The organism is Roseateles sp. Mitsp63 (assembly GCF_059491535.1).
This window is the reverse complement of record NZ_CP168509.1, coordinates 5,663,127-5,684,095: the sequence shown is the minus strand read 5'-3', so window position 1 is coordinate 5,684,095 and position 20,969 is coordinate 5,663,127. Positions and strand designations below refer to the sequence as shown.

General features: G+C 69.6%; 16 protein-coding genes. 10 read left to right on the top strand and 6 right to left on the bottom strand.

Annotated features, from left to right (window positions below; all coding sequences use genetic code 11):
* Window positions 1-20: 20 nt before the first annotated feature.
* The 3 genes from ACEN96_RS24685 to ACEN96_RS24675 all read right to left on the bottom strand — a co-directional run bounded on the left by ACEN96_RS24685 (window position 21) and on the right by ACEN96_RS24675 (window position 3,022).
* Entirely contained in the window at window positions 21-272 is a 252-nt protein-coding gene (locus tag ACEN96_RS24685; protein ID WP_495585662.1) for a cysteine-rich CWC family protein, read from the bottom strand.
* Between the two features lie 166 nt (window positions 273-438).
* On the bottom strand, window positions 439-2,007 hold the full coding sequence (locus ACEN96_RS24680) for a malonate--CoA ligase (RefSeq protein ID WP_495585661.1): 1,569 nt from the start codon (window positions 2,005-2,007) through the stop codon (window positions 439-441).
* A gap of 19 nt (window positions 2,008-2,026) precedes the next feature.
* Window positions 2,027-3,022 carry a Bug family tripartite tricarboxylate transporter substrate binding protein gene (locus ACEN96_RS24675; RefSeq protein WP_495585660.1) on the bottom strand — a complete coding sequence of 332 codons (996 nt, stop codon included), beginning with the start codon at window positions 3,020-3,022 and terminating at the stop codon, window positions 2,027-2,029.
* A 232-nt stretch (window positions 3,023-3,254) separates the two neighbouring features.
* Here ACEN96_RS24675 and ACEN96_RS24670 point away from each other — a divergent pair, with 232 nt between their 5' ends.
* From ACEN96_RS24670 to ACEN96_RS24630, 9 genes are all read left to right on the top strand, one after another.
* Window positions 3,255-4,820, top strand: coding sequence for a sigma-54 interaction domain-containing protein (locus ACEN96_RS24670; RefSeq protein ID WP_495585659.1), 1,566 nt, complete (start codon window positions 3,255-3,257; stop codon window positions 4,818-4,820).
* A 177-nt stretch (window positions 4,821-4,997) separates the two neighbouring features.
* The gene (locus ACEN96_RS24665; protein ID WP_495585658.1) at window positions 4,998-6,632 is read left to right on the top strand and encodes a methyl-accepting chemotaxis protein; all 1,635 of its coding nucleotides are present in this window, start codon (window positions 4,998-5,000) and stop codon (window positions 6,630-6,632) included.
* 216 nt (window positions 6,633-6,848) lie between these two features.
* On the top strand, window positions 6,849-8,051 hold the full coding sequence (locus ACEN96_RS24660) for a substrate-binding domain-containing protein (protein ID WP_495585657.1): 1,203 nt from the start codon (window positions 6,849-6,851) through the stop codon (window positions 8,049-8,051).
* Between the two features lie 28 nt (window positions 8,052-8,079).
* Window positions 8,080-9,312 (top strand): extracellular catalytic domain type 2 short-chain-length polyhydroxyalkanoate depolymerase, encoded by a 1,233-nt coding sequence (locus ACEN96_RS24655; protein ID WP_495585656.1) that lies wholly within the window; start codon window positions 8,080-8,082, stop codon window positions 9,310-9,312.
* A gap of 28 nt (window positions 9,313-9,340) precedes the next feature.
* Window positions 9,341-10,096 (top strand): ABC transporter ATP-binding protein, encoded by a 756-nt coding sequence (locus ACEN96_RS24650; RefSeq protein WP_495585655.1) that lies wholly within the window; start codon window positions 9,341-9,343, stop codon window positions 10,094-10,096.
* A complete protein-coding gene (locus tag ACEN96_RS24645; protein ID WP_495585654.1) occupies window positions 10,093-10,842 on the top strand; it encodes an ABC transporter ATP-binding protein in 750 nt (249 codons plus the stop codon). Before ACEN96_RS24650 ends, ACEN96_RS24645 begins: the two co-directional genes overlap by 4 nt.
* Window positions 10,839-11,864 carry a branched-chain amino acid ABC transporter permease gene (locus ACEN96_RS24640; protein WP_495585653.1) on the top strand — a complete coding sequence of 342 codons (1,026 nt, stop codon included), beginning with the start codon at window positions 10,839-10,841 and terminating at the stop codon, window positions 11,862-11,864. Before ACEN96_RS24645 ends, ACEN96_RS24640 begins: the two co-directional genes overlap by 4 nt.
* A gap of 10 nt (window positions 11,865-11,874) precedes the next feature.
* Entirely contained in the window at window positions 11,875-12,948 is a 1,074-nt protein-coding gene (locus ACEN96_RS24635) for a branched-chain amino acid ABC transporter permease (RefSeq protein WP_495585652.1), read from the top strand.
* Entirely contained in the window at window positions 12,945-13,790 is an 846-nt protein-coding gene (locus tag ACEN96_RS24630) for an alpha/beta fold hydrolase (RefSeq protein ID WP_495585651.1), read from the top strand. Before ACEN96_RS24635 ends, ACEN96_RS24630 begins: the two co-directional genes overlap by 4 nt.
* Window positions 13,791-13,803: 13 nt before the next feature.
* Here ACEN96_RS24630 and ACEN96_RS24625 read toward each other — a convergent pair whose 3' ends face one another.
* From ACEN96_RS24625 to ACEN96_RS24615, 3 genes are all read right to left on the bottom strand, one after another.
* Window positions 13,804-14,067: a hypothetical protein gene (locus ACEN96_RS24625; RefSeq protein ID WP_495585650.1), complete on the bottom strand. Its 264-nt coding sequence runs from the start codon at window positions 14,065-14,067 to the stop codon at window positions 13,804-13,806.
* Between the two features lies 1 nt (window position 14,068).
* Window positions 14,069-14,281, bottom strand: coding sequence for a hypothetical protein (locus ACEN96_RS24620; protein WP_495585649.1), 213 nt, complete (start codon window positions 14,279-14,281; stop codon window positions 14,069-14,071).
* 191 nt (window positions 14,282-14,472) lie between these two features.
* Window positions 14,473-14,994: a response regulator gene (locus ACEN96_RS24615; RefSeq protein WP_495585648.1), complete on the bottom strand. Its 522-nt coding sequence runs from the start codon at window positions 14,992-14,994 to the stop codon at window positions 14,473-14,475.
* Between the two features lie 335 nt (window positions 14,995-15,329).
* Between ACEN96_RS24615 and uvrA the strand changes: the two genes are divergently transcribed.
* Window positions 15,330-20,966: an excinuclease ABC subunit UvrA gene (gene uvrA / locus ACEN96_RS24610; protein ID WP_495585647.1), complete on the top strand. Its 5,637-nt coding sequence runs from the start codon at window positions 15,330-15,332 to the stop codon at window positions 20,964-20,966.
* The last annotated feature ends 3 nt before the right edge of the window (window positions 20,967-20,969 follow it).

Here is a 20,969-nt window from a genome sequence, read left to right as displayed (position 1 = left end):
TGGCTGGACGGTGCGCGCGTTCAAGCGTCCATCAGCGGCGGGCGGGGCGGGCTGTTCGGGCGCTCCGGCACATGGCTGCCGGGATCGTCGCGGGCCAGTTCCGCCAGGCAGCGCAGGCACAGGCACTGGCCGGGCCAGCGCGCGGCGAGCTCGCGCTGGAGGTCCTCGCCGAGCCGCATGCCGAAGCAGGCGCACCAGCCCTCGCTGACGCCGCAATGGAAACCGCCGCCGCAGCGCGGGCAGGCGGTGTTGTCGGCCGGCTCGGGAGTCATGGGCGCGGTCACGGCGGACGGGGCGTAGTGGCGATCCCGCCACTGTAGCCGCTCAGAACCCCGGCGCGGGGCGGGGCACTGACCGGGCCCATCCACTCTTCCCGGACGCTGCCATGTACTGGCCTCAGCTGCTCCTGACCTGCTTCCTGTTCTAGGCGGACACCCGTCAGCCGAAAAGGGTCCCGTGCCGCTCGCGCAGCAGGTTCTTCTGCACCTTGCCCATGGCATTGCGCGGCAGCTCGGGCTCGACGAAGACCTGCTTCGGCACCTTGAAGCCGGCGATGCGGTCCTTCAACGCCGCGACCAGCGTGGCGCCGTCCAGCGCGGCGCCCGCCCGTGGCACCACCACGGCGATCACGCCCTCGCCGAAGTCGGGGTGCGGCACGCCGATCACCGCCGACTCGGCCACGCCGGGCAGCTCGTTGAGCCAGCCCTCGATCTCCGCCGGGTACACGTTGTAGCCGCCGGTGATGATCAGGTCCTTGCTGCGGCCCACGATGGTCACGTAGCCGCGCTCGTCGCGGCGGCCCACGTCGCCGGTCTTGAACCAGCCATCGGCGCTGAACTCCTCCTTCGTCTTCTCCGGCATGCGCCAGTAGCCGGCGAACACGTTGGGCCCACTCACCTGGATGTGGCCGATCTCGCCGTCGCCGGTGCTGGGGCAGGGCGCGCCGTCGTCGCCGACGATGCGCACGCCCACGCCCGGCAGCGGGAACCCGACCGTGCCGCCGCGGCGCTCGCCGTCCTCCGCCTTGTACGGGTTGGAGGTCAGCATGATGGTCTCGCTCATGCCGTAGCGCTCGAGGATGGTGTGGCCGGTGCGGCGGCGCCACGCGTTGAAGGTCTCGATCAGCAGCGGCGCGGAACCGCTGATGAACAGCCGCATCCGCGCGCACTGGTCCCGCGTCAGCGTCGCCTGCTCCAGCAGCCGGACGTACAGCGTCGGCACGCCCATGAACAGCGTCGCGTCGGGCAGCCGCGCGATCACGGCGCGCGGATCGAAGCGGTTGAACCACAGCATCTTCGCGCCGGCCAGCAGCGCCCCGTGCGACGCGACGAACAGGCCGTGGACGTGGAAGATCGGCAGCGCGTGGATCAGCACGTCGTCGGCCGACCAGCCCCAGTAGTGCTTGAGCACCTCGGCGTTGGACAGCAGGTTGCCGTGGCTCAGCATCGCGCCCTTGCTGCGTCCGGTGGTGCCGCTGGTGTAGAGGATCGCGGCCAGGTCGCCGGGTGCCTTCACCGCGGCCTGATGCGTGTCGGGCATCTGCACCGCGCGATCCAGCAGCGTGCCGCTCCGGTCCTCGTTCAGCGTGAACACCCACGGCACGCCGGCCTGGAAGGCCAGCTTGCTCACCCAGCCGAAGTGCCGGCCGGCGCACACCACCACGGCCGGTTCCGCGTTGCCGATGAAGTACTCGAGCTCGGCCGCCTGGTAGGCCGTGTTCAGCGGCAGGTAGACGTAGCCCGCGCGCAGCACGGCCAGGTACAGCAGCAGCGCCTCCACGCTCTTCTCGGTCTGCACCGCGATGCGGCTGCCGGCCGGCAGGTCCAGCGAGGCCAGCAGGTTGGCGATCATCGCGGTGGCGCGATCCAGGTCGCGCCAGCTGTAGCCGCGGCCGGCATCGGGGCCGTCGGCCAGCTCGATCGCGCAGGCGTCGAGGTCGTCGGCGAAGTTCGCCCGCAGCGCGGCGAAGAGATTGGCGTTCGTGTGGACGTTCGGAGTCGGGGTCATGGGCGTCGGGTCGAAGCGATCAGTCCAGTTTCGCACCGCTGCGCTTGACCACCTCGGCCCAGCGCAGCACCTCGCCATGCACGAACTTGCCGAAGGCGTCGCCGTACAGGTTGGGCATCTCGGTGCCCAGGCCGGTCCACAGCGTCTTGAGCTCCTCGGTCGCGAAGGCCTTGCGCAGTTCCGCCTGCATCGCCGCGATCACCTCCTTGGGCGTGCCCTTGGGCGCCCACAGCCCGTACCAGGTCGCGACCTGGTACTGCGGGATGCCGGCCTCGACGGCGCTGGGAATGTCCGGGAATCCCGGCGCGCGCTTGGCCGAGGCCACCGCCAGCGCCTTGATGCGGCCGCCGCGGATGTGCGAGGCGGACGAGCCCAGGCCGTCGAACATCACTTCCACCTGGCCCGCCATCAGGTCCTGCAGCGCGGGGCCGGCGCCGCGATAGGGGATGTGCGTGATGAAGGTCTGGGTCTGCAGCTTGAACAGCTCGCCCGCCAGGTGGTGCGAGGTGCCGTTGCCGGCCGAGCCGTAGTTCAGCTTGCCGGGGTTGCGCCGCATCAGCTCCAGCAGCCCCTTCACGTCGGTGACCGGCACCTTGGACGGATTGATCACGATCACCTGCGGCACGCTGGACACCAGGCCCACGGGGATGAAGTCCTCCTCGAGCCGGTAGTCGAGCTTGGGGTACATCGCCGGCGCGATCGCGTGGTGCACCGCGCCCATGAAGAAGGTGTAGCCGTCGGGCGCGGCCTTGGAGGCCATCGTCGCGCCGACCGTCCCGCCGGCGCCGCCCTTGTTGTCGATGATGAACTGCTTGCCCGTCTGTTTCGTCAGCACCGCGGTCAGCGGGCGGGCGAAGGCGTCGGTGCCGCCGCCGGCGGGGAAGGGCACGATGAGGGTCACCGGCCGGCTCGGCCACGCCGATTCCGCGAAGGCGGCGGGCGCGGCGGCGGCGGTGGCGAGCAGGGCGGCGCCGCTCGCGAGCAGGCGGCGGCGGGCCGTGGAAGTCTTGTGCATGCGTCTCTCCTCGTGGCCCGCGGGGCCGGCGTCGTTGGTGTCGGCGGTTTATAGCCGGATCAGGGCCGCCGCGGCGTGACGGCCGCCCCAGGGAATCCCCAGGGCGGCGGCGTCATGGAGACGGCGCTCGCACACCGGTCCGGCTGCTACATTGGGCCGGATCAGATCCGAGGCGGCATGCCGACCCGGACGGCGCGCGGGTTCCCCGCCGCGATGGCTCAGGAGACGAGACATGAACGACATTCCGCAGGATGCCGAGGCCGTGCTGCGGCTGGCGGCGCAGTCGATGTTCGACGTGCTCGCCAGCACGGCGCAGGGCGCGATGGTCGTGAACCGCGAGCATCGCGTCGTCTGGATCAGCGAGGGCTACAAGCGCTTCCTCCCGGCGCTGGGTTTTCGGGACGAGTCCGAGTTCGTCGGCCGCCGCGTCGAGGAGGTCGTTCCCAACACGCTGATGGCGCAGGTCATCGACACCGGCCAGCCCATCCTGGTGGATCTGCTCACCAACAAGGCGGGCACCTTCCTGGTCAGCCGGCTGCCCTTGCGCGGCCCGGGCGGCGACGTCATCGGCGCGATGGGCATGGTGCTGCTGGATCATCCCGAGACGACGATGCAGCCGTTGATGAACAAGTTCGCGTGCCTGCAGGCGGAGCTCGACGAGACGCGCCGCCAGCTGGCCGCTGAGCAGACGCGCAATCGACGCGCCAAGCACCGGATCCTCGACTTCGTCGGCAACAGTCCGGCGGCGGTGGAGGTCAAGCGCCAGGCCCGCCGCGTCGCGCAGACCGATGCGACGGTGCTGCTGCTGGGCGAGACCGGCACCGGCAAGGAGCTGCTCGCGCATGCGATCCATGCGGCCTCGCGGCGGGCGGCGCGGCCGCTGGTTTCGGTGAACATTGCCGCCGTGCCGGAGACGCTGCTCGAGGCGGAGTTCTTCGGCGTGGCGCCGGGCGCCTACACCGGTGCGGAGCGCAAGGGCCGTGACGGCAAGTTCAGGTTGGCGGACGGGGGCACCTTGTTCCTCGACGAGATCGGTGACATGCCGCTGGCGCTGCAGGCCAAGCTGCTGCGCGTGCTGCAGGAACAGGAGCTGGAGCCGCTGGGCAGCAACGAGGTGCTGAAGGTGGATGTGCGCGTGATCGCGGCCACGAGCCGTGACCTGGCGGCGATGGTCGAGCGCGGCGAGTTCCGCGCGGATCTCTTCTACCGTCTTCACGTGCTGCCGATCCGGCTGCCCGCGCTGCGCGAGCGGCGCGAGGACATCGAGGCGCTGGTCGAGGTGTTGCTCGAGGACATCGCGCGCCGAGGCGGCTTGCCGCCAAAGACGCTGACGCCGGCCGCGTTGCATGTGCTTGGCAGCTGCCGCTGGCCGGGCAACGTGCGCGAGCTGCGCAACACGCTGGAGCAGGCCTTCCTGATGACGGATGACGACGAGCTCGCGCCGCATCATTTCGACATCGCTCCTCCCGACGCAAACGACGGGCACCCGATGATCCCCCCAAGTGCCGCTGACGCCGAGAGGGCCGGAGCCCCTCCGAGCGACCTGCCGAGCGGGCGCAGGCGTGGGAGCGAGGAGGGGCTCCGGCCCTCTCGGCGTGTCCCTGCTCTCCCGCCGGCATTGGTATTGCCTTCCACTCCCACGCTCCCTGCCCGCAAGGCCGAGCTTGAGCGCAGTGCGATTGCCCAGGCGCTGCTGCGCACCAACGGCAACCGTGTCGCTGCCGCGAGGTTGTTGGCGATCTCTCGCGCGACGCTGTACGAGAAGCTGGCGAAGTACCCTGAATTGACTTCGGGCTGACACCGAGGTGGCCATACGGCGGGCGGCTCCTGCGTCACATCGTCACGACTGGCCTGTATTCATGGGTCACATCGAGGGTTCGGGGGGCTTGCCGGGTTGTGGGGTGCGTGCGCATATTGGTGGTCAGGGACCGACACCATGATGGGCCGGAATGGACCGGCCCGCGCAGGAGACACCATGAATACGCTCACCTCGACCGCCGGCGATGTCTATTCCGCCGCGCGCCCGGCCGCCGCGCCGCAAGCTGCCTTGGGGCGGTCCGCCCATGGCCGTGCATGGACGCTCGCGACCAAGCTGCGGGTGGCGGTGCTGGCGGCGGTGGTGGGTTTCGTGGTGCTGGTGATGTGGTTGAGTCATCGTTCGGCGGCCAGTCTGCTGGACGTGAAGATGATCACGACGGTCGAGCAGGTGAAGAATGCGGAGCAGATCGTCAAGCGCTACTTCGACCGTGTCGGCTCGGGGGGCTTGACCGAGGCCGAGGCCAAGAAGCAGGCTGCTGCCGAGATTGGAAAGATCCGGTATTCGGGCAACGAGTATCTGTGGATCAACGACATGACGCCGAAGATGGTCATGCATCCGATCAAGCCGGAGCTCGTGGACAAGGACCTGTCCGGCAACAAGGATCCGAATGGCCTGGCGCTGTTCGTCGCCTTCGTCGACACGGTCAAGGCGAGCGGCAGCGGTTTTGTCGACTACCTCTGGCCCAAGCCGGGCGCCAAGGATCCGGAACCCAAGCGTTCCTATGTCGCGGGCTTCAAGCCGTGGGGCTGGGTGATCGGATCGGGCGTCTACATCGACGATGTCTCGGCGATCGCGCGGCGCGATGGCGCGGTTGCGCTGGGGCTGGTGATTGCCGTGGGCATCGGTGCGCTGCTCGCGGTCGAGTGGTTCGCGCGCGGGTTGAAGCGCCGTCTGGCCCAGATGCGCGAGGTGGTCGAGGCGGTCGCCAACGGTGATCTGCGCGCGCAGGTGGTGGGCGGGCAGGGTGCCGGCGGCGATGAGATCGGCGAGGTGCTGACGCAGGTGTCCGCGATGCAGGGGCGGCTCAGCGAGCTGGTGCGCGCGATCCGTGACGCGACCGACTCGATCCAGCATGCGTCGCGCGAGGTCGCGATGGGGAGCCAGGATCTGTCGCAGCGCAGCGAGCAGGCGGCGTCCAGCCTGCAGCAGACGGCCGCGTCGATGCAGGAGCTGACGCAGCAGGTCACGCATTCCGCGCAGGCCGCGCACCAGACCAACCAGCTCGCCATCGGCGCGGCGGACCGGGCCCGGCTCGGCGCCGACGTGATGGGTGAAGTGGTGCAGACCATGGACGGCATCGCCGGCGCCAGCCGCAAGATCGCCGACATCATCTCGGTCATCGATGGCGTGGCCTTCCAGACCAACATCCTGGCGCTGAACGCGGCGGTCGAGGCCGCCCGCGCCGGCGAGCAGGGCCGCGGCTTCGCGGTCGTCGCCAGCGAGGTGCGCGCGCTCGCGCAGCGCAGTGCCAACGCGGCCAAGGAGATCAAGGCGCTGATCAGCGACTCGGTCTCGCGCGTCGACGCGGGCAGCGCGCAGGTCGGCCGCGCCGGCGAGGCGATGGGGCAGATCCTGCAGTCCGTGCAGCAGGTCAGCGGCACCGTCGCCGAGATCAGCCAGTCCAGCGCCGGCCAGTCCGATGGCCTGGCGCAGATCAACCAGGCGGTGGCGCACCTGGACGACATGACCCAGCAGAACGCCGCGCTGGTCGAGCAGACCGCCGCCGCCGCCGAGTCGCTGCAGCAGCAGGCCCGCCTGCTCAACGATCAGGTCGCGACCTTCCGCACCTGATCGGGGCCTTGCTGTCCGGACTCCAGACATTGACTGGATTCCGGACAACGCGCCGGCCGCCTTTGCACGCCGCTGTCTGGAAGCCGGACAGCGGCGTTGCCGTTTCCGGCCCGGGCGGCGTCCTTTCTCCGGGTTCTCCCGGACGGCACGGGCCTTGCGAAGCCCCTGCCCGAGACCGGCGCGCGACCGGTCCGTCCACGACAGGAGACACGACCCATGACCCATGGTTTCTTCCGCGCCGCGGCCGGCGCGGCGCTGGCGCTCTCCGCCGCGTTCGGCGCCGGCGCCCCCGCGCTGGCGCAGGGCAAGGAGATCCGCATCGCCCATGTCTACAGCCGCACCGGCCCGCTGGAGGCCTATGGCCGGCAGACGCAGAGCGGCCTGCTGATGGGCCTGGACTACGCGACCGGCGGCACGATGACGGTGGCGGGCCGCAAGCTGGTCGTGATCGAGAAGGACGACCAGGGCAAGCCCGACGTCGGCAAGAGCCTGCTGGCCACCGCGTACGGCGACGACAAGGCGGACATCGCGGTCGGGCCGTCGTCATCGGGCGTGGCGCTCGCGCTGCTGCCGGTGGCCGAGGAGTACAGGAAGATCCTGCTGGTCGAGCCGGCCGTCGCCGATTCGATCACCGGCGACAAGTGGAACAAATACATCTTCCGCACCGGCCGCAACAGCTCGCAGGACGCGATCTCCAACGCGGTCGCGCTCGACAAGCCGGGCACCGTCATCGCCACGCTGGCGCAGGACTACGCATTCGGCCGCGACGGCGTGAAGGCCTTCAAGGACGCCATCAGGAAGGCGAAGGTCGTCCATGAGGAGTACCTGCCGACGACCACCACCGATTTCACCGCCGGCGCGCAGCGGCTCATCGACAAGCTCAAGGACCAGCCCGGCCGCAAGGTGATCTTCATCATCTGGGCCGGCGCGGGGAACCCGTTCAAGATCGCCGACCTCGACCTCAGGCGCCATGGCATCGAGATCGCCACCGGCGGCAACATCCTGCCCGCGATGGCCGCCTACAAGGCCCTGCCCGGCATGGAAGGCGCGACCTACTACTACTTCGGCATCCCGAAGAACCCGGTCAACGAGTGGCTGGTCTCCAACCACTACAAGCAGTTCAAGACGCCGCCCGACTTCTTCACCGCCGGCGGCATGAGCGCGGCGATCGCGATCGTCGAGGCGCTCAAGAAGACCGGCGGCGACACCGCCACCAGCAAGCTCATCCAGGCCATGGAGGGCCTGAGCTTCGAGACCCCCAAGGGCCGCATGACCTTCAGGCCCGAGGACCATCAGGCGATGCAGTCGATGTACCACTTCAAGATCAAGGTCGACCCCGCCTTCGCCTGGGGCGTGCCGGAACTGGTCCGCGAGATCAAGCCAGAAGAGATGGCCATCCCGATCCGGAACAAGCGTTGAAGGTCGTTCGAACCCCTGGAGGTTTCCGATGAAGTCTTCCGTTGTCCGCGCGTGCTCCCTCCGCCTGCTGGCCGCGGCCGCGCTCGCGCTGGCGGGCGCCGCCCAGGCCGCCGCGCCGCTGCCGTCGCTCAACATCGACAAGAGCCGCATCACCGTGTCCGGCCTGTCGTCCGGCGGTTTCATGGCCAATCAGCTGGGATACGCGTATTCATCGACGTTCAAGGGCGTCGGCGTGTTCGCGGCCGGGCCCTACATGTGCGCCGGCCACAGCAGCTACACCAGCTGCATGTACAACGCGACGATCTCCGCGTCGATGCTGAGTACGATGCAGGCCGACCTCAACAACTGGAGCGGCACCGCCATCGACGCGAAGTCCAACGTGGCCGCGCAGAAGGTCTTCCTGTTCGTCGGCACCAGCGACGCGACCGTCGGCCCCAATCCGGTGAACGCCGTGTACACGCAGTACCAGAACAACGGCGTCACGGCGGCCAACCTGCAGTACTTCCAGCAGACCGGCACGGCCCACGTGCTGCCGACCGACTTCGACGCGTCCGGCAACAACAGCTGCGGCACCAGCGCGTCGCCCTACATCGCCAACTGCGGCTACGACGGCGCGAAGGCGGTGCTGACGCACTTCTACGGCGCGCTCAATCCGCGCAACGACAGTCCGCCGGCGTCGCGCTTCATCGAGTTCGACCAGACCGCCTTCGGCGCCAATCCCGGCATGGCCTCGACCGGCTGGGCCTACGTGCCGGCCGACTGCGCCGCCGGCCAGGTCTGCAAGCTGCATGTGGCGCTGCATGGCTGCCAGCAGAACTACGCCACCATCGGCGACCGCTTCGTGAAGAACACCGGCTACGCGCGCTGGGCCGACACCAACCGCATCGTCGTGCTGTTCCCGCAGACCCAGGTCGACAACACCGCGCGCTCCACCGCCGCCAGCGGCCTGCTGCCCAATCCGAATGGATGCTGGGACTGGATCGGCTGGTACGGCTCGAACTTCGCGCAGAAGGCCGGCACGCAGGCCGCGGCGATCAAGGCGATGGTCGACAAGGTGTCGGGCGCCAGCGATCCCGGCACACCGGGCACCTGCTTCACCGCGTCCAACTACGCCCACACGATGGCGGGCCGCGCCTATGCGCTGTGGGGCCTGACCTATGCCAATGGCTCCAACGACAGCATGGGCCTGTGGAACATCTACATCAGCACGACGCTGAAGCAGACGGCGCCCAACTACTACGTGATCGGGTCCTGCCCCTGAGCGGGCCGAGGACCGGGAGCCCCTTCGCATGCTCGAGACCCGCGACCTCAGCGTCCGATTCGGCGGCCACACGGCGGTGGACCGCGTCAGCTGCGCCTTCCATCCAGGCACGCTGACCGCCATCGTCGGACCCAATGGCGCCGGCAAGACGACCTACTTCAACCTGATCTCGGGCCAGCTGGGCGCCACCGCCGGGCGCGTGCTGCTCGACGGCGAGGACCTGACGCGGATGGCCGCGCCGCTGCGCACGCGGCGCGGCCTCGGCCGCGCGTTCCAGCTGACGCAGCTGTTCCCTTCGCTCAGCGTGCTGGAGAACGTGCGGCTCGCCGTGCAGTCGCGGCGCGGCGAAGGGCTGCGGATGCTGTCGGTCTGGCTCAACCATCGCGAGCTGCTCGACGAGGCGCACGCGATCGTCGAGCAGGTGCGGCTTGGCGCCCGCGCGGACGTGCCCGCCGCGAGCCTGCCGCATGGCGACCAGCGCAAGCTCGAGGTCGCGATGCTGATGGCGCTGCGGCCCAAGGTCTATCTCTTCGACGAGCCCACCGCCGGCATGAGCGTCGACGAGGTGCCGGTGATCCTGGACCTGATCCGCGCGCTGAAGGCGCAGGGGACGCACACCCTCCTGCTGGTCGAGCACAAGATGGACGTGGTGCGCGAGCTGGCCGACCGCATCGTGGTGCTGCATCAGGGGCAGCTCGTCGCGGACGGCGAGCCGGCGGCGGTGATCGCTTCGCCGATCGTGCAGAACGCCTACCTCGGCCTGGCGATGCCGGAGGCCGCATGAGCCGCCCGCTGTTGCGACTGGAGGGCGTCCACACCCACATCGGGGCGTATCACATCCTGCATGGGGTGGATCTCGCCGTGCCGGAGGGTGAAGTCACGATGCTGCTGGGCCGCAATGGCGCCGGCAAGACCACCACGCTGCGCACGGTGATGGGCCTGTGGCGGGCCAGCGCCGGCCGCGTGCTGCTGGAGGGGCGCCCGGTCCAGGCGCTGCCCACGCCCGAGATCGCGCGCGCCGACATCGCCTACGTGCCCGAGAACATGGGCATCTTCGGCGACCTCACGGTGCGTGAGAACCTGTTGCTGGCGGCGCGGCGCGCGCGCTCGCTGGACGACCTGGACACGGCGCGGCTGGACTGGCTGTTCGGGCTGTTCCCGGCGCTGCGCAAGTTCTGGCTGCACCCGGCGGGCAAGCTGAGCGGCGGGCAGAAGCAGATGCTGGCCATCGCGCGGGCCATGGTCGAGCCGCGCCGGCTGCTGCTGATCGACGAGCCGACCAAGGGCCTGGCGCCGGTCATCATCCGCAACCTCATCGAGGCCTTGCAGGAGATCAAGCGCGGCCGCGATGGCGCGCGCGCGACGGTGCTGCTGGTCGAGCAGAACTTCATGGTGGCGCGGGCGCTCGGCGACAGCGTGGCCGTGATGGACGACGGCCGTGTCGCGCATGCGGGCCGCATGGCCGAACTGGCCGGCGACGAGGCGCTGCAGCAGCGCCTGCTCGGGCTCTCGCTGGTGGCGCATCAATGAACAAGGCCGTCATGACCGACCCGGGCACCCCGGACGCCGTGCCGGCGACACGCTTCGATGTCGTCCCGCTGTGGCTGATCGCCGCCGTCGCGCTGGTGGCGCTGCCGCTGGTGGGCTCGGCGACGAGCTGGGCGACGCTGACGCTGGCCGGCCTGGCGATGGGCCTGATCATCTTCGTCATCGCCTCGGGCCTGACCCTGGTCTTCGGCCTGATGGACGTGCTGAACTTCGGCCATGGCGTGTTCATCGCGCTGGGCGCCTTCGTCGCCACCACGGTGATGGGCGCGATGGGCGGCTTCGTGGCGAGCGCTTCGCTCGCCGCCAATCTCGTGGCGGTCGGTGCCGCCGCGCTGGCCGGCATGGTGGCGGCCGCGGCGCTGGGCCTGCTCTTCGAGCGCGTGCTGGTGCGGCCGGTCTACGGCATGCACCTCAAGCAGATCCTCATCACGATGGGCGGGATGATCATCGGCGAGGAGCTGATCAAGCTGGTCTGGGGCGCGCAGATGATCCCGCTGCAGCCGCCCGAATCGCTGCGCGGCGCGCTGCTGATCTGGGACGTCGCGATCGAGAAATTCCGGCTGCTGGCGGTGGCCGTCGGCCTGGTGGTTTTCGCCGCGCTGCTGTGGCTGCTGAACCGGACCAAGCTGGGACTGCTGATCCGCGCCGGCGTGCAGGATCGCGAGATGGTCGAGAGCCTGGGCTACCGCATCCGCCGCCTGTTCGTCGCGGTCTTCGTCGCGGGCTCCGCGCTGGCGGGCCTGGGCGGCGTGCTGTGGGGGCTCTACCAGCAGAGCGTGATCCCGCAGATCGGCGCGCAGGTCAACACGCTGCTGTTCATCGTCATCATCATCGGCGGGCTGGGCTCGACGCTGGGCTGCTTCGCCGGCGCCCTGCTGGTGGGACTGATGGCCAACTACTGCGGCTTCATCGCGCCCAAGGCGGCGCTGTTCTCCAACATCGCGCTGATGGTGGCCGTGCTGCTGTGGCGGCCGCAGGGCCTCTATCCGGTGAGCCAGCGGTGAGGAGCCGGCCATGAACGCGCTGCGCGCCCTGCTGTCCCACGACCTGCCGCGCAGCCGCCTGCTGGCCGCGCTGCTGATCCTGATCGTCGCCGCGCTGGCGCTGACACCCTTCGTCTTCCCCGGCACGCGCGCGCTCAACGTGGCGGCCAAGATCCTCGTGTTCATCGTGCTCGTGGGCAGCTACGACCTGCTGCTCGGCTACACCGGCATCGTGAGCTTCGCCCACACGATGTTCTTCGGCATCGGCGCCTATGGTGTCGCCATCGCCGGTTCGCGGCTGACGCCGGGATTCGGCGCGCTCGCCATCGGCATGGCCGGCGCGCTGGCGCTGTCGCTGGTGCTGGCGCTGGTCATCGGGCTCTTCTCGCTGCGGGTCAAGGCCATCTTCTTCGCGATGATCACGCTCGCCGTCGCGGCGGCCTTCCAGGGGCTGGCTTCGCAGCTGTCCGATGTCACCGGTGGCGAGGACGGCCTGAACTTCCGCCTGCCCGAGCTGCTGTCGCCGTCCACCGAGTTCCTCGCGGAGCCGGTCCTCGGCGTCAGCGTCGACGGCCGGCTGCTGAGCTACTACCTGCTGTTCGTGGCGGCGGTGGCGCTGGTGCTGGCGCTGCTGCGCATCGTCAACTCCCCCTTCGGGCGGGTGCTGCAGGCAATCCGCGACAACGACTTCCGCGCCGAGGCGATCGGCTACCGGCTGGTGACCTACCGCACGCTGTCGACGCTGCTGGCCGCGGTGTTCGCGACGCTGGCGGGCGCGCTGCTGGCGATCTGGCTGCGCTACAACGGGCCGGAGACCTCGCTGTCGTTCGAGATCATGCTGGACATCCTGCTGATCGTCGTCATCGGCGGCATGGGGACGATCTATGGCGCGGTGATCGGCAGCGCGCTGTTCGTGCTCGCGCAGAGCTACCTGCAGGACCTGATGCGCGTCGGCGCCGCGGCGGTGGAGGGCGTGCCGGTGCTGTCGCAGCTGATCGCGCCGGAGCGCTGGCTGCTGTGGCTGGGGGTGCTGTTCGTGCTGGCCGTGTATCACTTCCCGAACGGGCTGGTCGGGCGCCTGCGGCAGGCGAGGAGGGGATCGTGACGTCGACGTCGAACTACCTGCGCTGCGAAGGGCGCGAGATCCACTTCATGGCCTGGGGCGATCCGGCCGCCGAGCCGGTCATCGCCTGGCACGGCTTGGCGCGCACCGGCCGCGACATGGACGAGCTGGCGGCGCATCTGGCGCGGTCGGGGCGCTACTTCGTCATCTGCCCGGACACGATCGGGCGCGGGCTGTCGCAATGGAGCGCGGATCCCGACAACGAGTACTGCCTGGCGTTCTACGTGAAGCTGGCGGTGGCGCTGGTCGATCAGCTCGGGCTGAAGACCTGCCACTGGGTTGGCACATCGATGGGCGGTGCGATCGGGCTGCTGGGGGCGGCGACCTCGCTGCGCGGACGGATCACGCGGCTGGTGCTCAACGACATCGGCCCCGAGCTCGCGGAGCCCGCGATCCAGCGCATCCGCGGCTACGCCGGCACTCCGCCGGCGTTCGGCTCGGTGCTCGAGCTGGAGCAGTACTTCCGGCAGGTCTATCAGCCCTACGGCTGGATGAGCGACGCGCAATGGCGCCGGCTCACGGAGACCTCGATGCGGCGATTGCCTGACGGGCGCGTGACGCCGCACTACGACCCGGCGATGGTGCGGCAGTTCTTCGTCCATCCGGACGACTACAAGCGCTGGACCGAATGGGATTCGCTGAGCCTGCCGGTGCTGTGCCTGCGCGGCGAGTCATCCGATCTTCTCCTGCCCGAAACGGCGGACGCGATGCGGGTGCGAGGGCCGCGGGCGGTGGTCGTCACCATCCCCGGTTGCGGGCACGCGCCGGCGCTGAACGTGCCGGAGCACTTCGCCATCGTCGAGCGCTTTCTCGAGGGCGGGTGAGCGAGCGGGAGTGTCATCGCTTGATCAGCCAGCCGAGGATGCCGCCGAAGACGGCGGTGAGGGTGGACAAGGCCCACTGTCGGTTCTCTTCTGCGGCGCATCGATCCTGAAGCATCCAGAGACTGAACCCCACCAGTGCCAGCAGGATGCCGATGCTGACGAAGAACAGGCCGAGGTCCTTGATTCGACGGGCGCGGCCGTCTGCAGGGGACTCGGGGATGCCGACGGTGCCGCTCAGCAGGACGGCCTGACCGGTTCCGGAAGTGACGACCTGCATGTCAGATGTCGTCGATGCGGGTGTGCATGGACTCCTGCTGATCCGGCGCGGAGAACCCTAGGATCTTGCCGCCGCGCACCTCCTTGCGGATCCAGAGGTAGGTGGTCAGTGCGCGCTGAATCACTTCGATGTCCGTGCGGCGATCCTCTCGAGCGGCCCAGCAGATGTCCGCATACAGCGAGTCGGCCATTTGTGCGTGAAGTTCGACAGGCATGTTCAAGCTCCTTGCAAGTCAGGCACCCGGATATCGGGCGCAGGCTGGCAGTGAAGCACGCGGGCCTTGCGGAAGGCCAGTACCGCGAAGGGGGATTCGCGTCAGTTCTGCGCAAGGTCAACCCCAAGCAAAAAAGCCGTCGCGCGGATGTCGCGGCGACGGCTTGTCCTCGCGGCCTGGCGCCGCGGGGGTCAGTCGTTGAGCTGGGGCAGGTCCAGCCAGCGCGCCAGCCGGCGGCGCAGCGTCAGGAAGTCCAGCGGCTTGGTCAGGTGCTCGTCCATCCCCGCCTTCAGGCTGTCGGCCACGTCGCTGTCCAGCGCGTGCGCGGTCAGCGCCAGGATGGGGAAGCGCGGCAGCCGGCCTTGCGCCTGCTGCTCGCGCAGCCGGCGCGCGCATTCCAGGCCGTCCATGCCCGGCATCTGGATGTCCATCAGCACCAGGCTGGGCGCGGCGCGCTCGCATTGGTCCAGCGCTTCCTGCCCGTTGCGGGCCAGTTGGGTCTTCAGGCCCATCAGCGCCAGGAATTCCAGCGCCACGACCTGGTTGATCGGGTTGTCCTCGACCAGCAGCACGAAGGGCTCGCCCGGCGCCGGGCGCTGGCCGGAGACCGAGGGATCGGCGAAGGCAGACGACTGCGGCGGCTTCGCGGACGCGTCCGACGTCATCAAGACCACAGGGGTCTCGGAATGGGGATGGCCGTCGTTTCTGTCCATGTCGCTTGTCGTCCCGGCTCCGATCGGAGTCCGGGTAATCCCTAAAAATGCCGCCCGCCGTTCGGGTCGAACCGGGTTGGTGTTGCTCGGCGACGACGGGGTCCATTGTTGCCGCAGCCCTCCAAGACTAGCAAGTGTGCGGAAGTCATCGTTCAGAGGCCTTGACAGGAGGTATGCGAACGCTTCCTGAGCGGTCTCCTGCTTTCAATTGCTTACCACTTTGTCGTCCCGGACGCAGGCCACACCGTCCGGGCCGCTGCTGCCAATCGGTGACGCCGGCGCTCCCTAGAATGACCGCCCACTGCCTTTTCCAGGCTGCCCAGCCGACACCGCCCATGTCCGACGCCGATATCCGCATCCGCGGGGCCCGCCAGCACAACCTCAAGAACCTCGATCTGGATCTCCATACCGGCGAGCTGACCGTGGTGACCGGCCCCAGCGGGTCGGGCAAGTCCAGCCTGGTGTTCGACACCCTCTATGCCGAGGGCCAGCGCCGCTACGTCGAAACCTTCTCCGCCTACGCGCGCCAGTTCCTGGACCGGATGGACCGGCCGGCCGTGGACAAGGTGGACGGGGTGCCGCCGGCGATCGCGATCGATCAGACCAACCCGGTCCGCACCAGCCGCTCCACCGTCGGCACGATGACGGAGCTCAACGACCACCTGAAACTGCTGTTCGCGCGCGGCGCGGACCTCTTCGACCGCGACACCGCGCTGCCGGTGCGCCACGACACGCCGCAGACCATCCATGCCGAGCTGCTGGCGCGCACGGCCGACGGCGACCCGCGCCTGGTGCTGACCTTCCCGGTCGAGCTGCCGGAAACCGTCAGCGCCGGCGAGGTCGAGCAATGGCTCTCCGCCTCCGGCTTCACGCGGGTGCAGTCGGAGCGCGTCGTCAACGGCCGCAAGGTGCTGGACGTGGTGGCGGACCGCTTCCGCATGCAGGGCGTCGAGCAGGCGCGCGCGATGGAGGCGATCGAACTGGCGCTCAAGCGCGGCAGCGGCCGCATGACGGTCTACGTGCTGCCGGCGGAGGAGGGCGCCGGGCCGGTGCTCTGGCGCTACTCGACCGGCCTGCATTGCCCGGAGAGCGACATCCGCTACGCCGACCCGCAGCCGGCGCTGTTCTCGTTCAACTCGGCGATGGGCGCGTGCGAGACCTGCCGCGGCTTCGGCCGGGTGATCGGCGTGGACCTGGGGCTGGTGATCCCCGACGAGCGCAAGACGCTGCGCGGCGGCGCGATCAAGCCGATGCAGACGCCGGCCTGGAAGGAATGCCAGGACGACCTGCTGAAGTACGCCGGCGATGCCGGCATCCCCCGCGACACCGCCTGGAGCCAGATGACGCAGGCGCAGCGCGACTGGGTCATCGAGGGCAGCCCCAACTGGAACGGCAACTGGAACAAGCAGTGGTACGGCGTGCGCCGGTTCTTCGACTACCTGGAGAGCAAGGCCTACAAGATGCACATCCGGGTGCTGCTGTCCAAGTACCGCAGCTACACCGAATGCCCCGCCTGCCGCGGCGCGCGCCTCAAGACCGAGGCGCTGCTGTGGCGCATCGGCTCCAAGGCGCTCGCGGACGCGGCGCTGCCGGCCGCGCAGCGTTTCCTGCCGGAAGGCGTGAAGTGGACGCGTGCGCAGCTCGAGGCGCTGCCGGGCCTGTCGGTCCATGACCTGATGCAGCTGCCGATCCACCGGCTGCGCCGCTTCATGGACGAGCTGCAGTTGCCCGGCTCGATGCTCGACGAGGCGCTGAAGCTGCTGCTCGACGAGATCCGCAACCGGCTCAAGTACCTGGTCGACGTCGGCATCGGCTACCTGACGCTGGACCGCCAGAGCCGCACGCTGTCCGGCGGCGAGGTGCAGCGCATCAACCTGACGACGGCGCTCGGGACCTCGCTGGTCAACACGCTGTTCGTGCTGGACGAGCCCAGCATCGGCCTGCATCCGCGCGACATGAACCGCATCGTCCAGGCGATGCAGCGGCTGCGCGACGCGGGCAACACGCTGGTGGTGGTCGAGCACGACCCGGCGGTGATGCTGGCCGCCGACCGGCTGATCGACATGGGTCCCGGTCCGGGCCAGCAGGGCGGGCAGATCGTCTTCGACGGCACGCCGGAGCAGATCCGCGCCGCGGACACGCTGACCGGCGCCTACCTGGGCGCGCGCAAGCATGTCGGCATGGGCCTCAAGCGCATCGTCGAGGAGAGCACCCCGCGCCTGATCCTGGAGGGCGCGCGCGAGCACAACCTGAAGAACGTCAGCGTCGAGTTCCCGCTGCAGCGCATGGTGGCGGTGACGGGCGTCTCCGGCTCGGGCAAGAGCACGCTGATGCAGGACGTGCTCTATCCGGCGCTGGCGCGCTGGTTCGGCCAGGCCACCGAGGCGCCTGGCGCGCACGACCGGCTGCTGGGCGCGGACTGGCTCGCCGACGCGGTCTTCGTCGACCAGTCGCCGATCGGCAAGACGGCGCGGTCCAACCCGGCCAGCTATGTCGGCGTGTTCGACGAGATCCGCAAGCGCTTCGCCGACACGCCGATGGCCAGGGAGCGCAGCTACGGCGCCGGCATGTTCAGCTTCAACGCCGGCGATGGGCGCTGCCCGACCTGCGGCGGCTCGGGCTTCGAGCACGTCGAGATGCAGTTCCTGTCCGACGTCTACCTGCGCTGCCCGGACTGCGACGGCAAGCGCTTCCGCGCCGAGATCCTCGAGGTCAAGCTCGAGCGCGCCGGCCGCCAGTTGAGCGTGTCCGACGTGCTGGACCTGACGGTGGCCGAGGCGCTCGGCGTCTTCAGCGCCGACCGCGAGGTGCTCAACAAGCTGCAGCCGCTGTCGGACGTGGGCCTGGACTACCTGACGCTGGGTCAGCCGGTGCCGACGCTGTCGGGCGGCGAGGCGCAGCGCCTGAAGCTCGCCGGCTACCTGGCCGAGGCGGCCTCCAAGCCGCGCCAGGCGACGGCGACCAAGGGCACGCTGTTCCTGTTCGACGAGCCGACCACCGGCCTGCACTTCGATGACATCGCCAAGCTGATGCGCGCGATGCGCAAGCTGCTGGCGGCGGGGCACTCGCTGATCCTGATCGAGCACAACCTGGACGTGATCCGCGCGTCGGACTGGGTCATCGACCTCGGTCCCGAGGGCGGCGAGGACGGCGGACTGATCGTCGCCACGGGCACGCCGGAGCAGCTCAAGGAGCATCCGACCTCGCACACCGCGCAGGCGCTGCGCGAGTACGCGCTGGAGATGGACCGCGCGCCGGTGAAGGTCGCGGAAGGCCGTCCGCTGCAGACGCTGGTGCGCCAGCGCCGCAAGGCCGACGAGGCGATCCGCATCGTCAACGCGCGCGAGCACAACCTCAAGTCGGTCGACGTCAGCATCCCGCGCGGCAAGTTCAACGTGGTGACCGGCGTGTCGGGCTCGGGCAAGAGCACGCTGGCCTTCGACATCCTGTTCAACGAGGGCCAGCGCCGCTATCTCGAATCGCTGAACGCGTATGCGCGCTCGATCGTGCAGCCGGCGGGCCGGCCCGAGGTCGACGCGGTGTGGGGCATTCCGCCGACGGTGGCGATCGAGCAGCGGCTGTCGCGCGGCGGCCGCAAGAGCACGGTCGCGACGACGACCGAGGTCTGGCACTTCCTGCGCCTGCTGTACGTGAAGCTGGGCGTGCAGCACTGCGCCAACGATGGCACGCCGGTGAAGCCGCAAAGCGTCGAGGCCATCGCCGCGCAGCTGCTGCGCGACTACAAGGGCCGGCACATCGGCCTGCTGGCGCCGCTGGTGGTCAACCGCAAGGGCGTCTACACCGACCTCGCGAAGTGGGCCAAGCAGCGCGGCCACACGCACCTGCGCGTGGATGGCGAGTTCCTGCCCACCAGCCCCTGGCCGCGGCTGGACCGCTTCAAGGAGCACAGCATCGAGCTGCCGGTGGGCGACATGGTGGTGGCGCCGGAGAGCGAGGCCGCGCTGCGCGAGCTGCTGGCCAAGGCGCTCGATCACGGCAAGGGCGTGGTGCACGTGCTGTCGCCGCTGGACGGCCTGGACGACGCGCTGCGCAACGCCAAGCCCACGCGCGGCGTCGGCGAGCTGCGGGTGTTCTCGACCAAGCGCGCCTGCCCGCAATGCGGGACCAGCTATCCGGAGCTCGATCCGCGGCTGTTCAGCTACAACTCCAAGCACGGCTGGTGCACGACCTGCGTCGGCACGGGTCTGGCGCTGACGCGCGAGCAGCGCAAGGCGCTGGACGACAGCCAGCAGGACAAGGACAACCGCGGCCGTGAGCAGAGCTTCCCCGCCGAGGAGGCGGAGATCGAGGACCTGAGCGATGCGCCGTGTCCCGATTGCCACGGCTCGCGCCTGAACCCGGTGGCGCGCGCGGTGACCTTCGAGCACGAGACCATCGCGGCGGTGGCCTCATGGAGCGTGACCGAGGCGCGCGAGTGGGTCGCCGGCCTGATGCTGACCGGCCGCGACGCGGAGATCGCGCGCGACGTCGTCAGCGAGATCAAGGGCCGGCTGGAGTTCCTCGAAGAGGTCGGGCTGGGCTACCTGACGCTGGACCGCGCGGCGCCGACGCTCTCGGGCGGCGAGGCGCAGCGCATCCGCCTGGCGGCGCAGCTCGGCAGCAACCTGCAGGGCGTGTGCTACGTGCTGGACGAGCCGACGATCGGCCTGCATCCGCGCGACAACCAGATCCTGCTGAAGGCGCTCTCGACACTCGGAGACAAGGGCAACACGCTGGTCGTCGTCGAGCACGACGAGGACACGATCCGGCGCGCCGACCACATCATCGACATCGGTCCGAGCGCGGGCAAGCGCGGCGGCCGCGTGATCGCGGAGGGCACGGCGGCGGAGATCGCCAGGAACCCGGAATCGCTGACGGGCCGCTTCCTCTCCAGGCCGCTGGTGCATCCGCTGCAGCCGCGGCGGGCGATGGCGGCGGACGCGCCGAAGCTGACGGTGCTGGGCGCGACGCTGCACAACCTGCGCGGCGTGACGGTGGACGTGCCGCTGCACCGGCTGGTGGGCATCACCGGGGTGTCGGGCTCGGGCAAGTCGACGCTGGCGCGCGACGTGCTGCTGGCCAACATGGCGGCGGCGGTGCCGCTGCGCCGCGCGCCGCCGAAGTGGATCGGCTGCGACGCGATCGAGGGCCATCAGCAGGTGGACCGGGTGCTCGAGGTCGACCAGACGCCGATCGGCAAGACGCCGCGCAGTTGCCCCGCGACCTACATCGGCTTCTGGGACGCGATCCGCAAGCTGTTCGCCGAGACGCTGGAGGCCAAGGCGCGCGGCTACGCGCCGGGCCGCTTCAGCTTCAACACCGGCGAGGGCCGCTGCCCGGCCTGCGAGGGCCAGGGCATGCGCACGATCGCGATGAGCTTCCTGCCGGATGTGAAGGTGCTGTGCGACCAGTGCCATGGTCAGCGCTTCAATCCGGAGACGCTGGCGGTGAGCTGGCGTGGCAAGAGCATTGGCGAGGTGCTGCAGATGGAGGTCGACGAGGCGGTGGAATTCTTCGCCGCGATGACGTCGATCGCGCATCCGCTGAAGCTGCTGCAGGACGTGGGGCTGGGCTATCTGACGCTGGGGCAGCCGAGCCCGACGCTGTCGGGGGGCGAGGCGCAGCGGATCAAGCTGGTGTCGGAGCTGGTCAAGGTGCGCGACGACGTCACGCGTCGCGGGCAGAAGGCGCCGCACACGCTGTACGTGCTGGACGAGCCGACGGTGGGCCTGCACATGGCGGACGTGGAGAAGCTGATCCGCGTGCTGCACCGGCTGGTGGATGGCGGGCACAGCGTGGTCGTGATCGAGCACGACCTGGATGTGATCGCCGAGGCGGACTGGGTGCTGGACCTCGGACCGGAAGGCGGCTCGGCGGGCGGGCGCGTGGTCGCGCAGGGCCGGCCGGAGACGCTGGTGGAGCAGGGGACGCACACGGGGCGGGCCTTGGAGCCGGTGCTGGCGCGGGGCTGACAC

Coding starts and splice junctions, on each gene's coding strand:
- ACEN96_RS24685 (WP_495585662.1), bottom strand. CDS start 272: ATGACTCCCGAGCCGGCCGACAACACCGCCTGCCCGCGCTGCGGCGGC.
- ACEN96_RS24680 (WP_495585661.1), bottom strand. CDS start 2,007: ATGACCCCGACTCCGAACGTCCACACGAACGCCAATCTCTTCGCCGCG.
- ACEN96_RS24675 (WP_495585660.1), bottom strand. CDS start 3,022: ATGCACAAGACTTCCACGGCCCGCCGCCGCCTGCTCGCGAGCGGCGCC.
- ACEN96_RS24670 (WP_495585659.1), top strand. CDS start 3,255: ATGAACGACATTCCGCAGGATGCCGAGGCCGTGCTGCGGCTGGCGGCG.
- ACEN96_RS24665 (WP_495585658.1), top strand. CDS start 4,998: ATGAATACGCTCACCTCGACCGCCGGCGATGTCTATTCCGCCGCGCGC.
- ACEN96_RS24660 (WP_495585657.1), top strand. CDS start 6,849: ATGACCCATGGTTTCTTCCGCGCCGCGGCCGGCGCGGCGCTGGCGCTC.
- ACEN96_RS24655 (WP_495585656.1), top strand. CDS start 8,080: ATGAAGTCTTCCGTTGTCCGCGCGTGCTCCCTCCGCCTGCTGGCCGCG.
- ACEN96_RS24650 (WP_495585655.1), top strand. CDS start 9,341: ATGCTCGAGACCCGCGACCTCAGCGTCCGATTCGGCGGCCACACGGCG.
- ACEN96_RS24645 (WP_495585654.1), top strand. CDS start 10,093: ATGAGCCGCCCGCTGTTGCGACTGGAGGGCGTCCACACCCACATCGGG.
- ACEN96_RS24640 (WP_495585653.1), top strand. CDS start 10,839: ATGAACAAGGCCGTCATGACCGACCCGGGCACCCCGGACGCCGTGCCG.
- ACEN96_RS24635 (WP_495585652.1), top strand. CDS start 11,875: ATGAACGCGCTGCGCGCCCTGCTGTCCCACGACCTGCCGCGCAGCCGC.
- ACEN96_RS24625 (WP_495585650.1), bottom strand. CDS start 14,067: ATGCAGGTCGTCACTTCCGGAACCGGTCAGGCCGTCCTGCTGAGCGGC.
- ACEN96_RS24620 (WP_495585649.1), bottom strand. CDS start 14,281: ATGCCTGTCGAACTTCACGCACAAATGGCCGACTCGCTGTATGCGGAC.
- ACEN96_RS24615 (WP_495585648.1), bottom strand. CDS start 14,994: ATGGACAGAAACGACGGCCATCCCCATTCCGAGACCCCTGTGGTCTTG.
- uvrA (WP_495585647.1), top strand. CDS start 15,330: ATGTCCGACGCCGATATCCGCATCCGCGGGGCCCGCCAGCACAACCTC.